Source organism: Marinobacter caseinilyticus, assembly GCF_011074955.1.
Classification (GTDB): domain Bacteria; phylum Pseudomonadota; class Gammaproteobacteria; order Pseudomonadales; family Oleiphilaceae; genus Marinobacter; species Marinobacter caseinilyticus.
Genome location: NZ_WUQJ01000008.1, coordinates 1 through 5,311 on the forward strand (window position 1 = coordinate 1; position 5,311 = coordinate 5,311).

At 54.5% G+C, this 5,311-nt stretch carries 6 protein-coding genes and 1 pseudogene; 4 read left to right on the plus strand and 3 right to left on the minus strand.

The genetic code is table 11. The annotated features are described in order from the left end of the window. Positions 1-333: 333 nt before the first annotated feature. Positions 334-546, plus strand: a complete 213-nt coding sequence (locus GRX64_RS03580) for an AraC family transcriptional regulator ligand-binding domain-containing protein (RefSeq protein WP_166263826.1) — start codon at positions 334-336, stop codon at positions 544-546. Between the two features lie 284 nt (positions 547-830). Here GRX64_RS03580 and GRX64_RS03590 read toward each other — a convergent pair whose 3' ends face one another. After that, positions 831-1,373: an acyloxyacyl hydrolase gene (locus tag GRX64_RS03590; RefSeq protein WP_166263827.1), complete on the minus strand. Its 543-nt coding sequence runs from the start codon at positions 1,371-1,373 to the stop codon at positions 831-833. Positions 1,374-1,672: 299 nt separating this feature from the next. Between GRX64_RS03590 and GRX64_RS03595 the strand changes: the two are divergent. Continuing rightward, positions 1,673-1,855: pseudogene (locus GRX64_RS03595) on the plus strand (adenosine deaminase); the annotation flags it as partial. An 11-nt stretch (positions 1,856-1,866) separates the two neighbouring features. Beyond that, on the plus strand, positions 1,867-2,031 hold the full coding sequence (locus GRX64_RS03600; protein WP_166263831.1) for a hypothetical protein: 165 nt from the start codon (positions 1,867-1,869) through the stop codon (positions 2,029-2,031). A 21-nt stretch (positions 2,032-2,052) separates the two neighbouring features. Here the strand turns inward: GRX64_RS03600 and GRX64_RS03605 are convergent, their stop codons facing one another. Beyond that, entirely contained in the window at positions 2,053-2,835 is a 783-nt protein-coding gene (locus GRX64_RS03605) for a DUF5602 domain-containing protein (RefSeq protein WP_166263829.1), read from the minus strand. 537 nt (positions 2,836-3,372) lie between these two features. Next, positions 3,373-3,780: a hypothetical protein gene (locus GRX64_RS03610; protein WP_166263830.1), complete on the minus strand. Its 408-nt coding sequence runs from the start codon at positions 3,778-3,780 to the stop codon at positions 3,373-3,375. A gap of 404 nt (positions 3,781-4,184) precedes the next feature. Between GRX64_RS03610 and GRX64_RS03615 the strand changes: the two genes are divergently transcribed. Beyond that, a protein-coding gene (locus tag GRX64_RS03615; RefSeq protein ID WP_166263825.1) for an IS3 family transposase occupies positions 4,185-5,272 on the plus strand; the annotation gives its coding sequence in 2 pieces (ribosomal slippage) (positions 4,185-4,440 and positions 4,440-5,272; 1,089 coding nt in all). The last annotated feature ends 39 nt before the right edge of the window (positions 5,273-5,311 follow it).

Below are 5,311 nucleotides of genomic sequence, written 5' to 3' on the forward strand. Positions count from 1 at the left end.
ATTAAACCGCATTCCACGATATTGCAAAAAAGTGCGTTCTCGATAACTCCCACTTTTCGGCTATGTTTCACGGGCCCAAGCTCCAAGTTTAACAACACCTTAGTTCAGTTGTTGCCACATCACCATGTAATCGCTTGAGTTCTTTATTCGTGGATTCAACCAATATCCGCGGCCATGGTGGCCGCCCACCCCAGTGACCGCTTGCCACAGTCGGCACTGGCGCCGTCGTTATATTCCTGGGGCAAGTTCTGTACTATCGGCTTCTGCCATAATCAGGGCAGGTGCTGTTCCACGCACCTGTTTGTCCACGCACCCGAGTCGAGTTGCCGGTTCATGAAGAATCTGACTTTCTCATCCCACTATGCCCGCGCCATTCTGTATGGGCTGGAGAAGTCCGGTGGCCGGGCGGATGAGTTGCTGGTGGCGCACGGCATTGACCCGGCCATGATTCGCCCGCCCAAGGCGCGGGTGCCGACGGATCAATTTATCCGGTTGTTTCGGCTGGCCTGGCGGGAACTGGTCGATAAGTTCATGGACATAAAATAAATCTGTCCCGGTTTCCTGAATGCCAATAAAAAAATAATTTATAAATCAGAACGCTGGGGCGCGGCTTATTTCTTCAGCCCCATCGCCTCAATCGAACTCTCCCGCATCTTGACGTTCTGGGTCTTCCCGGTGACGGTCATCGGGAACTCATCCACGAACCTTTAGTTCTTCGGGATCTTGAGGTGAGCGATCTGGCCCTTTGAAGAAGGCGATCAGATCGTCGGCATTGACTGGATCGGCCCCGGGCGCAGCTTCACCCCCAGTCAATAAGTTCCACTACTCGCTCATAACCGATAACTCCAGCCCAGAACCAACAGGTTCAGACCCTGGTTCGGTTGCTTAAGACCAGCGTTGGAATAATGGAAAATATTGAAGTTCAGGCTCGACTTCTGGTTGCCGCTGTAGGCCCAGCTCAATCCGATCCGGTCTTCAAACTGGAAATGGGAAGACAGGTCACGCCCGCCTATTTGGACAAAATCAATCATCGCCAACCCAATTCCGGCTTCCAGAAAGAGGGAGGCATGATCTGCAAAGAGCGGCCACTGCAACACAGGCGACACAGCAAGTGAGGTGACCGCTTCGTCATCCCGCCCGTATTCGACCCAGCTGTTTAGAGAAAATTCCAGAAACAGGGTGGGGGTTCCGAGCCCGACTGGTAACACCACCGGCAACGGGTTGGAGCGATAGGACAGGCGCCCTCCCACAACCTCAGACGGTAAATAAGAACCAGACAGAGACAGTGTTTCCCCACTGGCAGCCCCCGCCCCGATCAGACCCAGGCCGATCACCAACAAACCTTGCCGGGATGTCCGTAGAAGCGTTTTCACAAGACCTCCTGTCCTGTCAGCGGAGTCCATGAAATACGGACTAGGCTATTCCTTACCGCAATTAGGTAGACGCCAATTTGGCACTACAAATCTGAACGCTTCGTTATTGCCCTTTCAATGTCAGCTCAAAAATAAATTAGTCGTTAAATCACAAACGTGAAAAGCCGCCAAGCGACCGCCCTGCACTATTCGTGCGCCACTCGTGCGCCACACCAAGGCGCGCTGCATGACTCCAGGATGTTTGGGAGGCTATGCATAGAGTATACAAACAATAAACCCTGGCAATGGAGGGAAACCCTATGTCTCTTGACCTGAACGCCCTGAAAAAGGCCGAACTGCATATTCATCTTGAGGGCAGCCTGGAGCCGGAGCTGATGCTCAGGCTGGCGCAACGCAATGGCATTGCTCTGCCTTATGACAGCGTTGAGGCTCTGCGCGCCGCTTATGATTTCGGCAACCTGCAGGATTTCCTTAATCTTTATTAGAGGGCGGCCTGAAGGTAACCGTCAATTCCGACGATCCTGCCTACTTTGGAGGCTACATGACGGAGAACTTCGAGGCCTTCAGAGCCGAACTCTCCATGAGCGACGAGCAGGCGAAACGCCTGGCGCTCAACGGCTTTGAAGCGGCCCTGGTGCCCACTCACCCGGCCCGGTAAAGACAACTGGTATTCCGGTTTTCAGTCGAACCTCTGCAAATCCCGGATCGCGATCCGGTATTCGCCTTTGCCGGCGTCATAACCGATCTGGTAAGTCCCCGGATACCAGCCTGGATGGCTGTACCGCTGGGGCTTTTTAACCGGTGACGACATCTCCGGCAGTGACTGGAGGTAAGTCAGGGACACCATCGGTTCCACAAACATCAACTCACCCTTGTAGTAACCGTAAATGAAGTTGTGGCGGAACACCTCCCCCTGGAATTCGGCACCGGCCGGATCCAGGCCGTGCATCCCCATTCTCTCGATAGCGGCGTCAGGCGGGATCACGTAGCCCTCGGGCACGAGTTGAGGATCCGGTGCCGCCATCGCCCGTTCACGGCCCTCGCCGTGGAACGTGATCGCCTCCTGCTCGTCCGTTCCGATCAGGTAAAAGTGCACATCAAAATGGGGCAGGTCGTAAACACCCTCGGGAGGATGCCCGGCCGGATTCCAGTCAAGAACGACATGGTCGTATCCCGTCATCGGGGCGCTGGCCGGCATGGGTAATGCGAACTCCCAAAACTCCTGCTCGGCGCTGGCTTCCGGCAGCCCTTCCAGAGCGTCCCTGGTCATCAGCACCGATACGGATTCAGGCTCGTTCTCGGCGTTTAGCGCCATTACCACGCGCGCGGAGCCGTTTCCGACCACCACGGGCTCCCCCGTAAATACCTGGGGTTCGGCGGCGCTCGCTCCGCCCGAAAGAACCAGCAGGGCCGACAAGCCGATGGAACGGGCGGGGCGGAACGGAATAAGGGCAGGTTTCATGGCACCTCTCCTCAATAACGGTTGCCGTTCGCACACATCGACGGCCGGCATGGTTCGGGAACCATCGCCCATCGGGCTAACGCAAAGGAGATCACAAATGGCAGGCGGAGCTGACAGCACGAAACACGCATCCTGTCGGCACGCTTGGTCTCACTACCACCAGAATGGGATTTGGCTGGACTTGATTAATATATCACCAGATTCGGAGGTGGGTAGAGCATTTTTATCGCGCCAAACCTGTCAGGTACTCAGCCACCAGTAAGCCATTACCGCCAAACATCTTGCAGCCAGGACATATTGCGAGTGCCATATTCCGCGCTTTAAGGACCAAACTGAGCAAACAAGGCCCAACAGCCCAATCGGGAAGAGCATGTTCACACCGACAATGAACGGCAGGTTCCCGCCCCCGCCCAGATAGGCAACGGCATAAAATAAATCTGTCCCGGTTTCTACTCGGATTTGTTAAGCGCAGACACTAAATAATATGACAAAGGCCCATTGCTATCGCTTTCCGGCAACGGCTCTCCCACTCCAAACCTAATCAGTGGTTCTGCATCCCCGCTTTTGGCGTCGCCGGTCCGCTCCTTCAGCAGCAGGATAAAGCTCGGTCTGTAATGAATGGAGGCGCCGATCACTCTCATCACTGCGGCGGTCACCTTGGTGATCATATTTACAGTGACAGTCTGAGGCTTGGGTACAGTCTGGCAGCGGTAAATTTGGTGTATTGAGCTTGCTATCCAAAAAGAGCTTGTCTTGTAAGTCCTGTGCTGCCTGGCAGGCATTATCTCCCGGAACGATTTTGGTGGCGTGGAAGTTAGTCTGTTCTTTACTGACCGCCGCTTGACTGACGCGTTTACGCGAGTGTTTATTACCCTTTTGGGGTTGCTTTTTTAACACCACTAACACAATGACAGCAATAACAGCCAGTACCAGCAAAAACTTCATACAACTCGCCTTTCTATTTTAATTGGGTTGCTATTGTATTTGTTCTACTTTGGATTACTGAGAACACACGATTCCTTTTAGTCTTCAATAAAACCAGATTTCATTAACGCTGGCGTCACGGACCGGTTTGTCGAGCAGCAGCGGAACAAAACAGTCCCGTTAATGCGCTGGTTAAGTTTTGGTCTCTCACCGGTACAAGGCTCCTAGCCCCCAAAACTCTTCCAGGGACACAATCGCTTCCTCCTACCCTGCAGACTCGTTCGAAAAAGCCAGCTTGTCTAGTATTGAATTAACCGCGTTTTTTTCGGTTGGAGACAATGAGCTGAATCGTGGGGTAATCCCCCCGAAAAACCAGAGTGCTCAAAAGTAGAATTTTCCGTAAGCTAAACGCAGGGAGATTCTGCATGAAGAAATCACGTTTTACCGACAGCCAGATCATGGCCATCCTCAAGCAGGCGGAGAGTGGCGTGCCGGTCCCTGAGCTGTGCCGCGAGCACGGCATGAGCAGTGCCAGCTTTTACAAGTGGCGGGCCAAGTACGGCGGCATGGACACCTCCATGATGAAGCGCCTGAAGGAGCTCGAAGACGAAAACCGGCGCCTCAAGAAAATGTACGCCGAAGAGCGCCTCAAGTCCGAGCTGCGCAAGGAAGCCCTGGAGGGAAAGTTCTAAAGCCATCTCTCCGCCGTGAGATGGCGCGTAAAGCGGTTGCTGATGTGCGTTGTAGCATTCGCCTGGCCTGCGCCACCTTTAGCGTCAGCGAGTCCTGCTATCGCTACCAGGCCAAACTCAGCACTGAAAATGCCGAAATTGCGGATCTTCTGGTGCGGTTAACCCACAACCAGCGCAACTGGGGTTTTGGTCTGTGCTTCCTGTATTTACGCAACGTGAAGGGCTACCCCTGGAACCACAAGCGCGTTTACCGGGTTTATCGGGAGTTGGAGCTGAACCTGCGCATCAAGCCCCGAAAGCGGCTGGTACGTGAAAAGCCCGAGCCGCTAGCGGTGCCGATGGCCATCAACACCAGCTGGTCCATGGACTTCATGCACGACCAGTTGGAGGACGGCCGCCGCTACCGGCTGTTCAATGTGATCGACGACTACAACCGGGAGGGCCTGGGCATCGAGATAGACCTGTCACTGCCTTCTGAACGCGTAATTCGGGCCCTGGAACAGATCATCGAGTGGCGGGGAAAGCCCGCCCAGATCCGTTGTGACAACGGCCCGGAATACATCAGCGCCACCTTGGCCGCCTGGGCTGAAAAGCGTGAGATCACGCTCGTGTTTATACAGCCGGGCAACCCGCAACAGAACGCGTATATCGAGCGTTACAACCGCACGGTGCGTTATGACTGGCTGGCCCAGTACCTGTTCCACTCCATCGAGGAAGTGCAGGAATATGCAACGCGTTGGTTATGGACCTACAATCACGAACGACCGAACATGGCACTTGGGGGCATAACCCCACAACAGAAACTGGCCGCTGTGGCCTGAACTCTACTTTTGAAGCCCCTGGAAAAAGGGGGGATTACC